Origin of the sequence: Rahnella victoriana, assembly GCF_021276285.1 — a bacterium.
GTDB lineage: Bacteria > Pseudomonadota > Gammaproteobacteria > Enterobacterales > Enterobacteriaceae > Rahnella > Rahnella victoriana.
In genome coordinates this window covers 1,241,005-1,258,319 of sequence record NZ_CP089919.1, presented here as the reverse complement: position 1 = coordinate 1,258,319, position 17,315 = coordinate 1,241,005, and the positions used below count along the sequence as shown (strand labels likewise).

The 17,315-nt window shown below is 56.2% G+C and carries 14 protein-coding genes; 11 read left to right on the top strand and 3 right to left on the bottom strand.

Annotated elements, in window-relative coordinates; all coding sequences use genetic code 11:
- Positions 1 to 128 precede the first annotated feature (128 nt).
- The 7 genes from yihU (at position 129) to J9880_RS05815 (ending at position 8,549) form a co-directional block, all read left to right on the top strand.
- Complete coding sequence (yihU, locus tag J9880_RS05845) at positions 129 to 1,025, top strand: sulfolactaldehyde 3-reductase (protein ID WP_095924335.1); 897 nt, start codon at positions 129 to 131, stop codon at positions 1,023 to 1,025.
- Positions 1,026 to 1,047: 22 nt separating this feature from the next.
- Positions 1,048 to 1,926: a sulfofructosephosphate aldolase gene (yihT, locus tag J9880_RS05840; protein WP_119823711.1), complete on the top strand. Its 879-nt coding sequence runs from the start codon at positions 1,048 to 1,050 to the stop codon at positions 1,924 to 1,926.
- Between the two features lie 15 nt (positions 1,927 to 1,941).
- Positions 1,942 to 3,183, top strand: coding sequence for a sulfoquinovose isomerase (gene yihS, locus J9880_RS05835; RefSeq protein WP_133823655.1), 1,242 nt, complete (start codon positions 1,942 to 1,944; stop codon positions 3,181 to 3,183).
- A 17-nt stretch (positions 3,184 to 3,200) separates the two neighbouring features.
- The gene (locus tag J9880_RS05830) at positions 3,201 to 5,237 is read left to right on the top strand and encodes an alpha-glucosidase (protein WP_232770209.1); all 2,037 of its coding nucleotides are present in this window, start codon (positions 3,201 to 3,203) and stop codon (positions 5,235 to 5,237) included.
- 56 nt (positions 5,238 to 5,293) lie between these two features.
- Positions 5,294 to 6,679, top strand: a complete 1,386-nt coding sequence (locus tag J9880_RS05825) for an MFS transporter (RefSeq protein WP_131694000.1) — start codon at positions 5,294 to 5,296, stop codon at positions 6,677 to 6,679.
- A 23-nt stretch (positions 6,680 to 6,702) separates the two neighbouring features.
- Complete coding sequence (locus J9880_RS05820; RefSeq protein ID WP_095924340.1) at positions 6,703 to 8,118, top strand: MFS transporter; 1,416 nt, start codon at positions 6,703 to 6,705, stop codon at positions 8,116 to 8,118.
- Between the two features lie 77 nt (positions 8,119 to 8,195).
- On the top strand, positions 8,196 to 8,549 hold the full coding sequence (locus J9880_RS05815; RefSeq protein WP_119823703.1) for an MmcQ/YjbR family DNA-binding protein: 354 nt from the start codon (positions 8,196 to 8,198) through the stop codon (positions 8,547 to 8,549).
- Here the strand turns inward: J9880_RS05815 and J9880_RS05810 are convergent.
- Positions 8,531 to 9,451, bottom strand: coding sequence for a pyridoxamine 5'-phosphate oxidase family protein (locus tag J9880_RS05810; RefSeq protein WP_232770208.1), 921 nt, complete (start codon positions 9,449 to 9,451; stop codon positions 8,531 to 8,533). The genes J9880_RS05815 and J9880_RS05810 overlap by 19 nt on opposite strands.
- 6 nt (positions 9,452 to 9,457) lie before the next feature.
- The gene (locus tag J9880_RS05805; protein ID WP_119823698.1) at positions 9,458 to 10,078 is read right to left on the bottom strand and encodes a glutathione S-transferase family protein; all 621 of its coding nucleotides are present in this window, start codon (positions 10,076 to 10,078) and stop codon (positions 9,458 to 9,460) included.
- Positions 10,079 to 10,178: 100 nt separating this feature from the next.
- Here J9880_RS05805 and J9880_RS05800 point away from each other — a divergent pair, with 100 nt between their 5' ends.
- The 4 genes from J9880_RS05800 (at position 10,179) to J9880_RS05785 (ending at position 14,246) form a co-directional block, all read left to right on the top strand.
- Positions 10,179 to 11,096: a LysR family transcriptional regulator gene (locus J9880_RS05800; protein ID WP_119823696.1), complete on the top strand. Its 918-nt coding sequence runs from the start codon at positions 10,179 to 10,181 to the stop codon at positions 11,094 to 11,096.
- A gap of 114 nt (positions 11,097 to 11,210) precedes the next feature.
- Positions 11,211 to 12,392, top strand: a complete 1,182-nt coding sequence (locus J9880_RS05795) for an esterase (RefSeq protein ID WP_232770443.1) — start codon at positions 11,211 to 11,213, stop codon at positions 12,390 to 12,392.
- A gap of 79 nt (positions 12,393 to 12,471) precedes the next feature.
- On the top strand, positions 12,472 to 13,512 hold the full coding sequence (locus J9880_RS05790) for a hypothetical protein (protein WP_232770207.1): 1,041 nt from the start codon (positions 12,472 to 12,474) through the stop codon (positions 13,510 to 13,512).
- The gene (locus J9880_RS05785) at positions 13,491 to 14,246 is read left to right on the top strand and encodes a hypothetical protein (protein ID WP_095924347.1); all 756 of its coding nucleotides are present in this window, start codon (positions 13,491 to 13,493) and stop codon (positions 14,244 to 14,246) included. The genes J9880_RS05790 and J9880_RS05785 overlap by 22 nt, the downstream gene beginning before the upstream one ends.
- Positions 14,247 to 14,300: 54 nt before the next feature.
- Here J9880_RS05785 and uvrA read toward each other — a convergent pair whose 3' ends face one another.
- Positions 14,301 to 17,156, bottom strand: a complete 2,856-nt coding sequence (uvrA, locus tag J9880_RS05780) for an excinuclease ABC subunit UvrA (RefSeq protein ID WP_232770206.1) — start codon at positions 17,154 to 17,156, stop codon at positions 14,301 to 14,303.
- Between the last annotated feature and the right edge of the window lie 159 nt (positions 17,157 to 17,315).

Below are 17,315 nucleotides of genomic sequence, written 5' to 3'. Positions count from 1 at the left end.
GAATTGTTAAAAAAGTGATGGCTGTCAATTTTTTGACTCTAAATTACAAATACGATCAAAAAACGACAAACAAAGACACCGCTGATTATCAAAAAGTGACATGGCTGATCAGCGCAAAGGAGAGACGCATGGCAAATGTGGCATTTATAGGGCTGGGGCAAATGGGCGCGCCGATGGCCGCCAATCTGATTAAGCAGGGACACCGCCTCAGCGTGTTCGATGTCAATCCGCAGGCGGTGGCAGCACTGGGGCGGCAGGGCGCAACAGGCAGCAGGAGCGCGGCAGAGGCGGCGGAGGGCGCAGAATTTGTCATCACCATGCTGCCCAACGGCGATCTGGTGCGCGATGTGCTTTTTGGCCGCGATGGCATTTGCGAAACCCTGAGTCCGTCGGCGCTGGTGATCGACATGTCGACCATTCACCCGTTGCAGACCGACTCGCTGATCGCACAGATGCACGAAAAAGGGTTCAGCCTGATGGACGTGCCGGTGGGCAGAACCTCCGATCACGCCGTCGCGGGGACCTTATTGCTGCTGGCTGGCGGTACGCAGGAACAGGTTGAGCGTGCCACGCCGGTGCTGATGGCGATGGGATCAGAGCTGATCAATGCGGGCGGGCCGGGCAAAGGCATCCGCGTCAAACTGATCAATAACTACATGAGCATCGCGCTGAATGCGCTCTCCGCCGAAGCCGCCGTGCTGTGCGAAGCGCTGGATCTCTCTTTCGATGTGGCGTTGCAGGTGATGAGCGGAACCCCTGCCGGAAAAGGCCACTTCACGACTTCATGGCCGAACAAAGTGCTGAAAGGCGATCTGTCACCGGCCTTCATGATTGACCTCGCCCATAAAGATCTCGGTATCGCGCTGGACGTCGCCAACCAGCTGCATGTGCCGATGCCGCTCGGTGCGGCTTCCCGCGAAGTGTACAACCAGGCGCGCGCCGCCGGGCGCGGGCGTCAGGACTGGACCGCCATTCTCGAGCAGGTGCGCACCAGCGCCGGTCTGCCTCAGAAAACACATCCGTAACGCATTAACCAAGGAAAGTTGCATGACTCACTACAGCCTTAACGATATCACCCGTCCTTCCGGCGGCTTCGCCATGCTGGCGGTCGATCAGCGGGAAGCGATGCGCTTAATGTTCATGGCCGCAGGCGCAAAAGCCCCGGTCACCGATCAGGTGCTGACCGATTTTAAAGTCAATGCTGCGCGGATTTTATCGCCGTACGCCTCCGCGATTCTGGTCGATCAGCAGTTCTGTTACCGCCAGATTGTTGAGCAACAGGCCATCGCGAAAAGCTGCGCGATGATTGTCGCGGCAGACGAATTTATTCCGGGCAACGGCATTCCGGTGGACAGCGTGGTGATCGACAACAATGTCGATCCGCAGCAGGTCAGGGAAAACGGCGGCAAGGCGCTGAAATTGCTGGTGCTGTGGCGCAGCGATGAAGACCCGCAACAGCGCCTGGAGATGGTGAAAGCCTTCAATCAACGCTGCCATGCGCACGGCTTGCTGAGCATTATCGAGCCGGTGGTCAGGCCGCCGCGTCGTGGCGACAAATTTGACCGCGAACAGGCCATTATCGACGCTGCAAAAGAACTCGGCGACAGCGGCGCTGACCTTTATAAAGTCGAAATGCCGCTCAGCGGACGCGGCACGCAGGCCGAACTGCTGCGCGCCTCGCAACACCTCAATGAACATATTCATATGCCGTGGGTGATCCTCTCTTCCGGCGTCGATGAAAAACTCTTCCCGCGCGCGGTCAGTGTCGCCATGACGGCGGGCGCGTCCGGTTTCCTCGCAGGCCGTGCGGTCTGGTCATCCGTGGTCGGTTTACCCGATGCCGGACTGATGCTCCGGGACATTTCCGCGCCGAAATTGCAGCGTCTGGGTGAAATCGTGGACGAAATGATGGCGCGCCGCCGCTAACGAAAGGAGTGGAAAATGAAATGGTTTAACACGATGAGCCACCACCGCTGGCTGGAGCAGGAAACCGACCGGATTTTCGATTTTGGTAAACATGCCGCCGTGCCCACCGGCTTCGGCTGGCTGGGCAATAACGGACAGGTGCGGGCCGATATGGGCACCCATTTGTGGATCACCGCCCGCATGTTGCACGTCTATTCCGTTGCCGCAGGCATGGGCCGTCCCGGTGCCTATTCGCTGGTCGATCACGGCATCCGCGCGCTCAACGGTGCGCTGGCGGATAAACAGCACGGCGGCTGGTACGCCTGCGTAAACGATGAAGGCGTGGTGGATGCCTCGAAACAAGGTTATCAGCATTTCTTCGTCCTGCTGGGCGCGGCCAGCGCGGTCACCACCGGCCATCCCGACGCCAGAGCATTGCTCGATCAGGCCATCGGTGTGATCGAAAAATACTTCTGGAGTGAAGACGAACAGATGTGTCTCGAGTCGTGGGATGAAGCGTTCAGCGAAACCGAAGCCTATCGCGGCGGTAACGCCAATATGCACGCGGTCGAAGCCTTCCTGATCGTTTACGACGTCACGCACGAGCGCAAATGGCTGGATCGCGCACTGAGAATTGCCTCGGTGATCATTCATGACGTCGCCCGCCGGGGTGAGTATCGCGTTAATGAACATTTCGATACGCAGTGGAACCCGATCCGCGATTACAACAAAGACAATCCGGCGCACCGTTTCCGCGCTTACGGCGGCACGCCCGGCCACTGGATCGAATGGGGCCGCCTGATGCTGCATCTTCATGCCGCGCTTGAAGCCCGTTTTGAAACGCCGCCAGCCTGGCTGCTGGAAGATGCCAAAGGGCTGTTCCACGCCACGATCCGCGATGCCTGGGCACCAGACGGCGCAGACGGCTTTGTTTATTCCGTGGACTGGGAAGGGCAGCCTATTGTGCGCGAACGGGTGCGCTGGCCCATTGTGGAGGCGATGGGCACCGCGTATGCGTTGCACTGCCTGACCGGCGAAGCGCAATACGAAAGCTGGTATCAGACATGGTGGGAATACTGCGTCAAATACCTGATGGACTATGAAAACGGCTCGTGGTGGCAGGAGCTGGATACCGACAACAAAGTCACCACCAAAGTCTGGGATGGCAAACAGGATATTTATCATCTTCTGCACTGTCTGGTGATCCCGCGCCTGCCGCTGGCACCGGGGCTGGCACCCGCCGTGGCCGCCGGTCTGCTGGACATCAATGCAAAATAAACATCACGGAGACCATCATGAGTACCCTACAAAATAAAAATACTCAGATTGAATTTATCGCCGGTAATAATGAATTTTCGCTGATTTATCAGCAGCGCCTGATTTTACGTCATACCGCGCAAGCGCCCTGTTTATGGATTGGCCGCGGCGAGGCGGATATCGAGATGTTCCGTGGCAATTTCAGTATTAAAGATCGCCTGAATGAAAAGGTGGCCCTGACCGAGGTAAAAATTACCGCGCAGCCGGCGGGATGGGATTTGCATTTCAGCCGGGGCGACAGCCTCAGCGCTTCGCTTGTGATCACCACCGATGACAGCGGGCGTTTACAGCTGACTTTGCAAAACGACAACCGCGCGCATAACCGCATCTGGCTGCGGCTGGCGGCACAGCCAGAAGATCATATTTACGGCTGCGGCGAACAGTTTTCCTACTTTGATTTGCGCGGCAAACCCTTCCCGCTGTGGACCAGCGAACAGGGCGTCGGGCGCAACAAACAGACCTATGTCACCTGGCAGGCCGACTGCAAAGAGAACGCAGGCGGCGACTATTACTGGACGTTCTTCCCGCAACCCACTTTTGTCAGCACGCAGAAAGTTTACTGCCACGTTGAAAACAGCGGCTATATGAATTTCGATTTCAGTGCGCCGGATTATCACGAACTGGCCTTCTGGGAAGACAACGCCACGCTGCGTTTTGAATGCGCCGACAGCTATATCAGCCTGCTGGAAAAACTCACCGCATTGTTAGGCCGCCAGCCCGAACTGCCGGACTGGGTGTACGACGGCGTGACGCTGGGCATTCAGGGGGGCACGGACGTCTGCCAGCAAAAACTCGACGCCATGCGTGACGGCGGCGTGAAGGTCAACGGCCTCTGGGCGCAGGACTGGTCAGGTATCCGCATGACCTCGTTTGGCAAACGTGTGATGTGGAACTGGAAGTGGAACTGCGAGCTGTATCCGCAACTCGACGAGCGTATCGCGCATTGGAAAGAAGAGGGCGTGCAGTTTCTTTCTTACATCAATCCGTACGTCGCCAGCGATCGTGACTTATGCGCAGAGGCATCCGAACACGGCTATCTGACCAAAGACGCCCGTGGCGAGGATTACCACGTAGAGTTCGGTGAGTTTTACGCAGGCGTGGTCGATCTGACTCATCCCGCGGCCTATGAGTGGTTTAAAGACGTCATCAAGAAGAACCTGATTGAGCTGGGTTGTGGCGGCTGGATGGCCGATTTTGGCGAATATCTGCCTACTGATACTTTCCTGCATAACGGCGTCAGCGCGGAAATTATGCACAACGCCTGGCCCGCCCTGTGGGCGAAGTGCAATTACGAAGCCTTGCAGGAAACCGGCAAACTCGGCGAGGTGCTGTTCTTTATGCGCGCCGGATACACCGGCAGCCAGAAGTATTCGACCATGATGTGGGCGGGCGATCAGAACGTTGACTGGAGCCTGGATGACGGGCTGGCCTCGGTGATCCCGGCAGCTTTATCACTGGCGATGAGCGGCCACGGTCTGCATCACAGCGACATCGGCGGTTATACCACGCTGTTTGATATGAAACGCAGCAAAGAACTGCTGCTGCGCTGGTGCGATTTCAGCGCTTTCACGCCGATGATGCGCACCCACGAAGGCAACCGTCCGGGTGATAACTGGCAGTTTGACGGCGATGCGGAAACCATCGCGCATTTCGCCCGTATGACCGGCGTGTTCACCCATCTCAAGCCTTACATCAGACAGGCCGTGAAGCATAACAGCCAGAGCGGTTTGCCGGTGATGCGGCCGTTGTTCCTGCATTATGAAGACGATACCCGTACCTACACGCTGAAATACCAGTACCTGTTTGGCCGCGATCTGCTGGTGGCACCGGTGCATGAAGAAGGGCGCAGCGAGTGGTCGCTGTATCTGCCGCAGGATACCTGGATCAACGCCTGGACCGGTGAAACCCATCAAGGCGGCGATATCACAGTGGCCGCGCCGCTGGGTAAACCGCCGGTCTTTTATCGTGCAGACAGCGAGTGGGCAGCGCTGTTCGGCGAATTACGTTACCTCTGATAAGGCTCACCCGCCGGGGTTCAGGACATCGCTCCGGCAGGTGAAGGAGAATAATAATGAGTCAGACAACACCGGAAAACCCTGCGACCCTGCGCCTGCCTTTCAGGGAAAAACTGGCCTACGGCATGGGGGATTTAGGCTCCAATATCCTGCTCGATATCGGCACGCTGTATCTGCTGAAATTTTACACCGACGTGCTCGGCCTGCCGGGGACTTACGGCGGCATTATCTTTTTGATCGCCAAATTCTTTACCGCGTTTACCGATATGGGCACCGGCATCATGCTGGATTCTCGCCGTAAAATCGGGCCGAAAGGCAAATTCCGCCCCTTCGTGTTATACGCCGCGTTTCCGGTGACCTTGCTGGCGGTCGCCAATTTCGTCGGCACGCCGCTGGAGATCACCGGTAAAACCGTGGTGGCGACGCTGCTCTTCATGCTGTATGGATTATTTTTCAGCATGATGAATTGTTCCTATGGCGCGATGGTGCCTGCCATCACTAAAAATCCGGACGAACGCGCCTCACTGGCGGCATGGCGTCAGGGCGGAGCCACGCTGGGGCTGCTGTTGTGTACCGTCGGGTTTGTGCCGGTAATGAACCTGCTGGAAGGCAGTGCGCAGCGCAGTTATATTTTTGCCGCGACGCTGTTCTCGCTGGTGGGCTTGCTGTTTATGTGGTTGTGTTATGCCGGGGTGAAAGAGCGTTATGTCGACGCGCAGCCCGCCAGTCACACGCAAAAACCGGGGCTGTTGCAGTCATTCCGGGCGATTGCCGGTAACCGTCCGCTGTTCATTCTGTGCATCGCCAATCTCTGCACGCTGGGGGCGTTCAACGTCAAACTGGCAATTCAGGTGTATTACACGCAGTACGTGCTCAACGATCCGATCCTGCTCTCCTACATGGGCTTTTTCAGCATGGGATGCATTTTCATCGGCGTGTTCCTGATGCCCGCTGCCGTGCGGCGGTTCGGCAAGAAAAAAGTCTATATCGGCGGTCTGGCGCTGTGGATTGTCGGCGACATCCTCAACTACTTCTACGGCAGCGGCTCGGTCAGTTTTGTGGCGTTCTCCTGTCTGGCGTTCTTCGGCTCGGCGTTCGTCAACAGCCTGAACTGGGCGCTGGTCTCCGACACGGTGGAATACGGTGAATGGCGCACCGGCGTGCGTTCGGAAGGCACGGTCTACACCGGTTTTACCTTCTTCCGCAAAGTCTCGCAGGCGCTGGCGGGTTTCTTCCCCGGCCTGATGCTGACGCAAATCGGCTATGTGCCTAACGTCGTGCAGTCGGCGGGCACGCAGGAAGGGCTGCGCCAGCTGATCTTCATCTATCCCTGCGCGCTGGCGGCGATCACCATCGTGGCGATGGGCTGCTTCTATAACCTCAATGAGAAAATGTACGTACGCATCGTGGCCGAAATCGAGCAGCGCAAGCAGACGGCATAAGGCATTCACTGTGAGGATCGATTATGAAAGAGTGTCATCACCCTGATCCGCTGACGTTGCGTGAGAAGTGCGCCTATGGAATGGGCGATTTTGGCTCGAACCTGATGTTGTGTATCGGCACGCTGTATCTGCTGAAATTTTATACCGATGAACTGGGGATGCCGGCGTTTTATGGCGGCATCATCTTTCTGGTGGCGAAATTTTTCACCGCCTTCACCGATATGCTGACCGGCGTGTTACTCGATTCACGCCGCCGTATTGGCGCGCGGGGCAAGTTCAGGCCGTTTATTCTCTATGCCTCGGTGCCGGTCGGGCTGGTGGCGACCGCGCAGTTTATGGCGAATGATTTTGGCCTGCCGGTGAAGACGGCGCTCGCCACCGTACTGTTTATGCTGTTCGGCCTGTTCTACAGCCTGATGAACTGTTCGTACGGCGCGATGGTGCCCGCCATCACCAAAAATCCACACGAACGGGCACAGCTGGCAGCCTGGCGGCAGGGCGGCGCGACCCTCGGGTTGCTGCTTTGTACCGTCGGGTTTATGCCGGTGCAGGCATTGCTCGGCGCTTCACCGTCGGTGGGGTATTTCTCCGCCGCGCTGATTTTCGCCACCTGCGGCATTTTGTGTATGGGCTGGTGCTATCGCGGCGTGCGGGAACGTTACGTTGAACTCACGCCTGCGGGGCATAAATCCGGCATTCTGCGGTCGTTCCGCGCCATATTTCGCAATCCGCCCTTGCTGGTGTTGTGCCTCGCCAACCTGTGTACGCTGGCGGCGTTTAACATCAAACTGGCGATCCAGGTGTATTACACGCAGTACGTCCTCAACGATATTCATCTGCTGTCGTGGATGGGTTTTTTCAGCATGGGCTGCATTCTGGTCGGTGTCTTTCTGGTGCCGGGCTGCGTGAAACGGTTTGGTAAAAAACAGGTGTATCTGGGCGGATTACTGCTGTGGGCGACCGGCGATATCTTTAATTTCCTGTGGGGAAACAGCTCGCTGAGTTTTGTGCTGTTCTCCTGCATGGCGTTCTTTGGCACCGCCTTTGTCAACAGCCTGAACTGGGCGCTGGTGCCGGATACCGTCGATTACGGCGAATGGAAAACCGGCATCCGCGCCGAAGGCTCGGTGTATACCGGTTACACCTTTTCGCGAAAAATCTCCGCCGCGCTCGCCGGTTTTCTGCCCGGCATCATGCTGACCCAGATCGGGTATATCCCGAATGCGGTACAAAGCAGCGCGACTTTACTCGGCTTGCGCCAGCTGATCTTTATCTGGCCCTGCTTACTGGCGATCAGCGCGGCGATCATCATGGGCGTATTTTACAAACTCAACGAAGCACGCTTCGCCAAAATCATTGAAGAAATCGGTGCGCGTAAGAAAGGAGACATTCCCCGTCCTGTCATTGAGAAAGAAAAGACTTCTGTGTTAAGCCTGTAAATCGTTCAGGTTTGCTATGGTTAACCGAGGGCACTTTCGTGCCACGTAGCTTTCACGTTACAAGGAGAAACCCAAACATGACCAGTTCGGAACTGCTGACCTATTGCATGGGGAAACCCGGCGCAGAGCAAAGTGTGGAAAATCAGCGCGGTGCAAATCAGGTAAAAGTGGGCGACGCGATGTTTGCCATGGTGTGTGAAATCGATGGCCGCGAGGCGATTTCGCTGAAAACCAGCCCGGAGCTGGCTGAGCAATTACGCGCCCAACACCCGGATATCGTGCCGGGTGATCATCTCAATAAAGCGCACTGGAACACGGTGTTCCTCGACGGTTCGCTGCCCGATTCCCAGTTTTATTATCTGATCGACGGTTCCTATCAGCTGGTGGTCTCCGGCCTGCCGGAAGCCGTACGTCAGGAAATCGGCCGCTGATTTTGCGGCCACTGACCGCTGCTGAGCGTGGCGGGGGAGAAATCCACCGCTTCAGCCCGCCACGGCAACGCGGCGCGAAAACGCCACACACGGGTGATGTCCAGACTCCAGTAACGCTCTGCGCCCGCCGGTCCGGGAATGTCTTCCGGTTGCCAGTGGATCTGCGTGTGCCCCTGAACATGCAACAGGTCACCGTTTTCGAAATCGATAAACAGCAACGCTGCGCGCGGTTCTGCCAGTAAATTCCCCAGCGTATTCATATAACGGTTGCCGCGAAAATCCGGCACCCACAACCGGTTGCCCACCAGATGCGCAAACCCCGGCTGACCGCCGCGATGCGACACATCGGCACCGCCGTGGGCGTGGCTGGCGATAAAAAACGTATCGGCGCGGGCAATCAGTGCGCGGGCATCGTCATCCGGTTCGCTCATGTCTTCCCGTGCGGGAAGCGGCAAACGGACCGGCACATCGGCCAGTTTGCGGACCTGAATATACTGCGGACAATTGCCAAAACTCTGATCGACGAGGATCTCGAGGCGATTTTTATCCATGCGCCCGATCCTGCCGTTCACGCGGTTACGCCGCCGGTTGGAGAAATCGATCCCCAGCCCGCCGATCTGTTTCCCCGGCTGTAAGGCGGCCAGCGCCGGATCGTCATCCCGGCGCGGCGCATTGATCCGCAAATGGCTGTCATCCGGCGTACGGATAAACCCGGCGGGGCCGGTCAGCAGGGTTGCCACCGGCCAGCCGCCGTCATCCAGCGTCGAGATAAACAGATATGGCAAGGCGGCGAAAAACAGCCGGTGCTGTTCCGGCATCGCTTCGCGGATACCGTGCGCGGTGACGTCAAACCCTGCCATGTCCTGAGCCAGGATTTCGTCTGCATGGAAAGGATTATTCATCGTCTTTTACCCCGCAATTTCAGGCAGTGGCAACGCCGGAAGTGGCGTAAAGCCCGGCAGGCTTTCAATCCGTTTCAGCCAGCGTTGAATGGCCGGATAATCTGCCAGAGAAACCCCGCCTTCCGGTGCTGTGGCGACATAGCCGTAACAGGCCAGATCGGCAATCGTGGCGCGCTCCGTCGCCAGAAACTCCCGGCTTTCCAGATGCTGTTCAAGCTGCGGCAGGAATTTCGCCGTCACTTTCAGCGCACTTTCATACACTTCCGGTGCAGAAAACTGTTTCACCATGCGCGCAGAGGCCGGACCGTAGCGCACTTCACCGGCGGCGCGGGACAACCATTTTTGCACTTCAGCGGCCTGCAGCGGATCTTCCGGTAACCAGTGGCCGTCCGGCGCATAGCGTTTCACCAGATACACCAGAATCGCATTGCTGTCGGTGAGCACGTGTTCTGCGTCGATAAGTACCGGCACCTGTCGCAGCGGATTGAGTTGCGCGAATCCGGCGCTCTGACGCACTTCCTGACCGCCGTCTTTCGTCTCAAACGGCAGGCTGAGCATGTTCAGCAGCAGGGTCACGCGATGGCAGTGGCCGGAAAGCGGGGTACTGTAAAGTTGAATGGCGGGCATGGGCTGTCTCCTTTAGGGTCTGACGTCAAGATTACTCTTGCACTAAATGATTGTGATCCACGAAGATTGAAATTGAGCGTTTCACTTTGTGGAAGAATCTATGGACCGTTTAGACGAAATGGCGATTTTTGTCGCTGTACTTCAGTATGGCAGCCTGGCGGAAGCTGCCCGCAAACTTCACCGTTCGCCTCCGGCGATCACCCGCGCCATTGCCTCGCTGGAACACCGTTTTGGCGCGAGGCTGGTGGAGCGCACCACCCGCAGTCTGGCACCGACAGAAGCGGGCGCACGGCTGGCGGAAAAAGCCCGGCTGCTGCTCAGTCAGTATCAGAACGCGGTGGAAGATACGGCAGAAACCCAGCTCAGCGGCCTGCTGCGCATCACCGCGCCGGTGCAGTTCGGCCGTAAACACGTCGCGCCGCTGGTGATGGAATTTCTGGCGCAACATCCTGATATGCAAATTGAAATGATGTTCAATGACCGCAATCTCGATCTGATCGACGAAGGGCTGGATCTGGCGGTGCGTATCGGCCATCAGGAAGATTCAGGCAAAGTGGCGCGCAAGGTCGCCGAAGTCACCCGCGTGCTGGTCGCCAGCCCGGCGTATCTGGCGCAGCATGGCGAGCCGCAGCATCCGTCGGAACTGGCCGCGCATCAGACGGTGATGGGCACGCTGCGCACGCAAATCCGCGAATGGCGTTTCGGGCCGTACGAGGACGAACTGCGCGTCCGGTTGTCGCCGCGTCTGCTCTCCAATGACGTGGAATCCCAGTTGCTGGCGGTGCGCAGCGGGCAGGGGATCGCGCGGCTATTGTCGTATCAGGTGAGTGACGATGTGCAGGCGGGCACGATGGTGCGGATCCTGACGGATTTCGAGCCGCTTCCGTTGCCGATACAACTGATGGCGCAGCATGTGCAGCAAATGCCGCGCAAGGTGCGGACATTCTGGGACTTTGCTTATCAGCGGCTGAGTGCGCTTCCGCAACTTCATGCGTTAGACGCATCCTCTGAACAGTGATGCGGATCACGCTCGCGGGCGGCAAAAATAACCTACTCTGAGAGTTGTGCAAAAACAGTGAGTTACTTGAGGACCGGTGTCCGTTTGCTCACGCCAACCCAGAAGGAAAGGATGATGACCCGTAACCGGCTGAATCTTGCCACGCTTTTGATTCTGGCGCTCAGTGCGCCGTTCCCCCTGACCGTCTCTGCGCAAAGTCTGCCGCAGGATCCTGATGCGTCGGTGCCTGCGAAGCATTACATCACGGCGGTAAATCCCGATTTAACCATCACTTACCGGCTGTATGCGCCGACCGCCGAACATGTCGATGTGGTGACCGGTGCCACGCCGGTGACCTACATTCCGCATCAGATGACCAAAGACGATAAAGGCGTCTGGAGCTGGACATCGGATGCCCAGAAACCTGATCTGTATGAATATTTCTTTAATGTCGATGGCTTGCGGATTGCCGATCCGGGCAGTGCGATGCCAAAACCGCAGCGTCAGGTGAACACCAGCCTGATCCTGGTGCCGGGCAGTATTCTGGATGTGAAAAACGTGCCGCACGGCGAAGTCCGCACGCTGACCTATCATTCCGCCGCGCTGAATTCCGAACGTCAGGTCGCGGTATGGACGCCGCCGGGTTACAGCGATGCCTCAACGCCGCTGCCGGTGCTTTATTTTTACCACGGTTTTGGCGACACCGGCCGCTCGGCGCTGGATCAGGGGCGCATTCCGCAAATCATGGATAACCTGCTGGCGGAGAAAAAAATCGCGCCGATGCTGGTGGTCATTCCGGATACCGAGACCGATGCCAAAGGCGTGGTGCCGGAGGATTACGTCACCAAAGATCGCCGCAAGGAATTCTATCCGCGCAATGCTGCCGCCGCCGATAAAGAACTGACCGGTGACATTATCCCGCTGATTTCCAAAACTTTCCGCGTACGTGATGACGCCGCAGGACGCGCTTTGGCGGGGCTTTCACAGGGCGGCTATCAGACGCTGGTCAGTGGCATGACCCACCTCGATCAGTTCGGCTGGCTGGCGACACTCAGCGGTGTCAGCACCACGACGGTGCCGAATGGCGACGTAGAGAAACGCTTCGCCGAACCGGAGAAAATCAACGCGCAGCTGAAAAACTTCACCGTGGTTGTCGGTGAGAAAGATGTGGTGACGGGCAAGGACATTGCCGGACTGAAAACGGAGCTGGAAGAGAAAAAGATTAAATTCGATTACCACGAATACCCGAATCTCGGCCATGAAATGGACGTCTGGCGCCCGGCCTACGCGGAATTTGTGCAGAAGATATTTAAGTGATCTCAGCGTGTAAAGTCACTTTTAGTGTATAAAGCATTACAGTTTATACTGTAAAAAATGGCTTTACACGGATCCGCAAATGACACAGAAAATAACTGAACTGGTCGGTTACCTTGAAACGGTCTTAGGCTTTCGCACCACAGCTACTGAAGTGAAATTATCGGTGTCATTCAATCTTCAGGCGTTGTTTGGTTTCTACGAGCTGGAAGTAAGTGTGCCGGGTGGCGAGCCTCTGGCTCTGCTGGCGGCTTTACAGCAGGATGACACCTATCCGGGTATTGTCGCGCTCAGGAAGCGTCTGTCACTTATTGAAAAGGTGACAGATAAGGTCGTTGTCTATGTCTGCGAAAATATGAATCTGGCGGAACGCCGCAGCCTTATTGACCATCACATTAATTTCATCGCGATCAAAAAGCAGTTCTTTGTTCCTGAGTTAGCCATGGATTTGCGTGATGCCTTCAGAATTCGCAAAAAAAGCGCTGGCAAAGAAGGGCAAAGTGATTTTTCTCCTGCCACTCAGGCTATGCTCATCCAGCTGTTGTTGGATGAGTCTTTTTTCAAACCCGGCATGACTTTTACGGCTGAGCAGTTAATGGGCTCATACCAGTACAGCCGCGTGACGCTCTCCAAGGCCATTTCTGAACTGACAAAATCCGGGCTTCTTGCGTCAACGCAGGTGAAAGATTTTTCGACCCGATTGTATTCGCTCAGATTTTCACGTTCAGAGACCTTTGAAAAAGCCCTTCTGCTGATGCGCAATCCGGTTAAGAAAGCCGTCCGGGTTAATCAAATCCCACCATTAGATGCGGGAGTTTGTTATGCCGGAGACAGTGCCTTAGCGGAATATACCCTGCTTGCCCACAGCGCTAAGCCCGTGTTTGCGATGACCCGGGAAGTGTTCACTTCACTCGTTAAGAATGGAGAATTTGATGAAGTCACTCATATTGACAGCGCTGTGGCGACAGTTGAAATCTGGCGCTATCAGAGCCCTAAAGCCTCAATACATATTGTTGATGAGATATCGCTTTATCTGACTCAGAAAGACAGTAAGGACGAGCGCGTCAGGTTGGCGCTCAGCGAATTAAGGGAGCAATACGCATGGATGAAATTCGGGGATTAAAGCTGTTTGGCGAGTTCTTTAAAGATTATCAGGACCAATACGTTCTCATCGGGGGTGTTGCCTCATGGATCACCATGGATGAAGCGGGGGAAGAGTTTCGGGCCACCAAAGACCTGGATATTGTGCTTATTATCGAGGCCCTGAACCCTGATTTTGTCAGCCGGTTTTGGGCGTTTATAAAGTCAGGCAACTATGAGATCCGCCAGACCGGTGAGGGAAAGCCGATTTTCTACCGGTTCGGTAAACCTGACAACACCACTTATCCCGTCCAGATCGAACTGTTCTCGCGTTCTCCACAGGGAATGGAACACCCGGAAGATTTACAGATTATCCCGATCCCCAAAGATGAAGGTATTTCCAGCCTCTCTGCCATCCTCCTCGATGAACATTATTATTCCTTCCTTAGGGAGGGCGTCCTGCGCACGGAATTAGTCTCCTATATCGGAGCAGACAGGTTAATTCCTTTAAAAATGAATGCGTGGTTGGATCTGTCAACCCGCAAGGCGGCAGGAGAAGCTGTGGATTCCCGTGTTGTGAATAAGCACAGAAATGATGTGATCCGGTTATCAGGTCAGCTAACAAGAAAGGCCGTCACCCTTCCCGGGAACATCCGGGCTGACATGGAAAATTTTCTCACAAAATTGCCAGATGAGAATATTGATCTCAGGTCACTGAATGAGCGGGGCTGTGTAGAAGACGTCATCAAAAGGATCAGAGAAGGATTTGGTCTGTAAGCATGGCAAACAAAAAGGCCTTCCGTCGGGAAGGCCTTTTACTTCATCAAAACTTTAAGCGCTTTTCTTCGCCTGCTGGCTGTGGCGTTCCAGCAGCGGTTTCAGGAAGCGTGCGGTATGCGATTCTTTGCATTCCGCGACGGTTTCCGGCGTCCCGGCGACCAGGATCTGACCGCCGCCCGCGCCGCCTTCCGGCCCGAGATCGACAATCCAGTCCGCGGTTTTAATCACGTCCAGATTGTGTTCAATCACCACAATGGTGTTGCCCTGATCGCGTAACTGATGCAGCACTTCCAGCAGTTGCTGAATATCGGCAAAGTGCAGGCCGGTGGTCGGTTCGTCGAGAATATACAACGTCTGACCGGTGCCGCGTTTTGACAGCTCACGCGCCAGTTTCACGCGCTGCGCTTCACCGCCGGACAGCGTGGTCGCTGACTGGCCGAGGCTGATGTAGGTCAGACCGACGTCGATCAGCGTCTGCAATTTACGCGCAAGGGCAGGGACGGCATCGAAGAAATCACGCGCTTCTTCAATGGTCATCTCCAGCACTTCGTGGATGCTCTTGCCTTTGTATTTAATTTCCAGCGTTTCGCGGTTATAGCGTTTGCCTTTGCACTGATCGCACGGCACATAAATATCCGGCAGGAAGTGCATTTCGACTTTGATCACGCCGTCGCCCTGACAGGCTTCGCAGCGTCCGCCTTTGACGTTGAAACTGAAACGGCCCGGCGTATAACCGCGCGAACGGGATTCCGGTACACCGGCAAACAGTTCGCGCACCGGCGTGAAAATACCGGTGTACGTCGCCGGGTTGGAACGTGGTGTACGGCCAATCGGGCTCTGGTCGATGTCGATGACTTTATCGAAATGCCCCAGGCCTTCAATTTCGCGATACGGTGCCGCTTCGGCAATGGTCGCGCCATTCAGTTCGCGCTGTGCCAGCGGGAACAGCGTGTCGTTAATCAGCGTCGATTTACCGGAACCGGATACGCCGGTGATGCAGGTAAACAGGCCTACCGGCAGCGTCAGCGTGACGTCTTTCAGGTTGTTGCCTTTGGCGCCGGAAAGTTTCAGCACTTTGGTGGCATCTGCCGGAACACGCTGCGCCGGGACGGAGATTTCACGTTTACCGCTGAGGAACTGGCCGGTCAGTGAATTCTCGGTCGCCATAATGTCTTCTGCGGTGCCTTCTGCCACCACTTCGCCACCGTGCACGCCCGCACCCGGACCGATATCAATAATATGGTCAGCGGCGCGGATCGCGTCTTCGTCGTGCTCGACCACAATCACGGTATTACCGAGGTCGCGCAGATGGATCAGGGTTTCCAGCAGACGCTCGTTGTCGCGCTGATGCAGGCCGATAGACGGCTCATCCAGCACGTACATCACGCCCACCAGACCGGCACCAATCTGGCTCGCCAGACGGATACGCTGGGCTTCGCCGCCGGACAGCGTTTCCGCAGAACGGGACAGCGAGAGATAGTTCAGACCAACGTTCACCAGGAATTTCAGGCGATCGCCGATCTCTTTCAGCACTTTTTCCGCAATTTTGGCGCGCTGACCGCTGAGTTTCATATTGCGGAAGAAATCCATCGCATGACCGATGCTGAAATCAGAGATTTCCGGCAGCGTGGTTTCTTCCACGAACACGTTACGCGCTTCCTCGCGCAGGCGGGTGCCCCGGCAGGACGTACATGGACGGTTGCTGATGTATTTCGACAGTTCTTCACGTACTGCGCTGGATTCCGTTTCTTTATAACGGCGCTCCATATTGTGCAGCACGCCTTCAAACGGATGGCGACGAATCGAAGTATCACCGCGATCGTTGATGTATTTGAATTCAATGGTGGTTTTGCCGGAACCGTGCAGGATGGCGTGCTGCACATCGCTGCTCAGTGCGTTAAACGGCGCTTCCACGTTGAAATCATAATGCTCACCGAGAGAGCGCAACATCTGGAAGTAATAGAAGTTACGGCGATCCCAGCCACGGATTGCACCGCCCGCCAGTGAAAGCTCAGGGTTCTGCACCACGCGATCAGGGTCGAAGAACTGCTGCACGCCCAGACCGTCACAGGTCGGACAGGCACCGGCCGGGTTGTTGAACGAGAACATCCGCGGTTCCAGCTCGCGCATGCTGTAGCCACACACCGGACAGGCGAAGTTGGCAGAGAACAGCATTTCTTCGGCTTTCGGATCATCCATATCGGCGACCACGGCGGTACCGCCGGAAAGCTCGAGCGCGGTTTCAAAGGATTCCGCCAGACGCTGCGCCAGATCATCACGCACTTTAAAGCGGTCAACGACCACTTCAATGGTGTGTTTCTTCTGCAATTCTAATTTTGGCGGATCGGACAAATCACAGACTTCGCCATCAATACGTGCACGGATATAGCCCTGCGACGCCAGGTTTTCCAGCGTCTTGGTGTGCTCACCCTTGCGGTCTTTAATGATGGTCGCCAGCAGCATCAGACGCTGGCCTTCCGGCTGCGCCAGTACGTTATCCACCATCTGGCTGACGGTCTGGGCTGACAGCGGAATATTATGATCCGGGCAGCGCGGCTCGCCCACGCGGGCAAACAGCAGACGCAGGTAGTCGTGGATTTCGGTGATGGTCCCGACGGTAGAACGCGGGTTGTGTGACGTTGATTTTTGCTCAATCGAAATCGCCGGAGACAGACCTTCAATATGGTCGACGTCCGGTTTTTCCATTAAGGATAAAAATTGGCGTGCGTAGGCCGACAGCGACTCGACGTAGCGGCGCTGGCCTTCGGCGTACAGCGTATCGAACGCCAGAGAGGACTTGCCTGAACCGGATAAGCCGGTGACAACAATCAGTTTGTCGCGCGGGATAATCAGGTTGATATTCTTGAGATTATGGGTGCGTGCGCCCCGAACTTCGATCTTATCCATTCATCATTCCCGGATTAACTTGATAGCTCACCGTGCCGGTGACCGCCGTGAAAACCAGTTTCGCGCCAGCCATCGAATCGGGCACAGAGAAGAACGTAACGCGCAATTATGACACAAATCACAGCCCATGCCACCCCAAAACCTGAATGTATATCCAGT

Bases quoted from the DNA above. Each gene is read 5' to 3' on its own strand.
- uvrA (WP_232770206.1), bottom strand. From the start codon at position 17,156: ATGGATAAGATCGAAGTTCGGGGCGCACGCACCCATAATCTCAAGAAT.
- J9880_RS05795 (WP_232770443.1), top strand. From the start codon at position 11,211: ATGACCCGTAACCGGCTGAATCTTGCCACGCTTTTGATTCTGGCGCTC.
- yihS (WP_133823655.1), top strand. From the start codon at position 1,942: ATGAAATGGTTTAACACGATGAGCCACCACCGCTGGCTGGAGCAGGAA.
- J9880_RS05805 (WP_119823698.1), bottom strand. From the start codon at position 10,078: ATGCCCGCCATTCAACTTTACAGTACCCCGCTTTCCGGCCACTGCCAT.
- J9880_RS05810 (WP_232770208.1), bottom strand. From the start codon at position 9,451: ATGAATAATCCTTTCCATGCAGACGAAATCCTGGCTCAGGACATGGCA.
- J9880_RS05830 (WP_232770209.1), top strand. From the start codon at position 3,201: ATGAGTACCCTACAAAATAAAAATACTCAGATTGAATTTATCGCCGGT.
- yihU (WP_095924335.1), top strand. From the start codon at position 129: ATGGCAAATGTGGCATTTATAGGGCTGGGGCAAATGGGCGCGCCGATG.
- J9880_RS05815 (WP_119823703.1), top strand. From the start codon at position 8,196: ATGACCAGTTCGGAACTGCTGACCTATTGCATGGGGAAACCCGGCGCA.
- J9880_RS05800 (WP_119823696.1), top strand. From the start codon at position 10,179: ATGGACCGTTTAGACGAAATGGCGATTTTTGTCGCTGTACTTCAGTAT.
- J9880_RS05790 (WP_232770207.1), top strand. From the start codon at position 12,472: ATGACACAGAAAATAACTGAACTGGTCGGTTACCTTGAAACGGTCTTA.
- J9880_RS05785 (WP_095924347.1), top strand. From the start codon at position 13,491: ATGGATGAAATTCGGGGATTAAAGCTGTTTGGCGAGTTCTTTAAAGAT.
- J9880_RS05825 (WP_131694000.1), top strand. From the start codon at position 5,294: ATGAGTCAGACAACACCGGAAAACCCTGCGACCCTGCGCCTGCCTTTC.
- J9880_RS05820 (WP_095924340.1), top strand. From the start codon at position 6,703: ATGAAAGAGTGTCATCACCCTGATCCGCTGACGTTGCGTGAGAAGTGC.
- yihT (WP_119823711.1), top strand. From the start codon at position 1,048: ATGACTCACTACAGCCTTAACGATATCACCCGTCCTTCCGGCGGCTTC.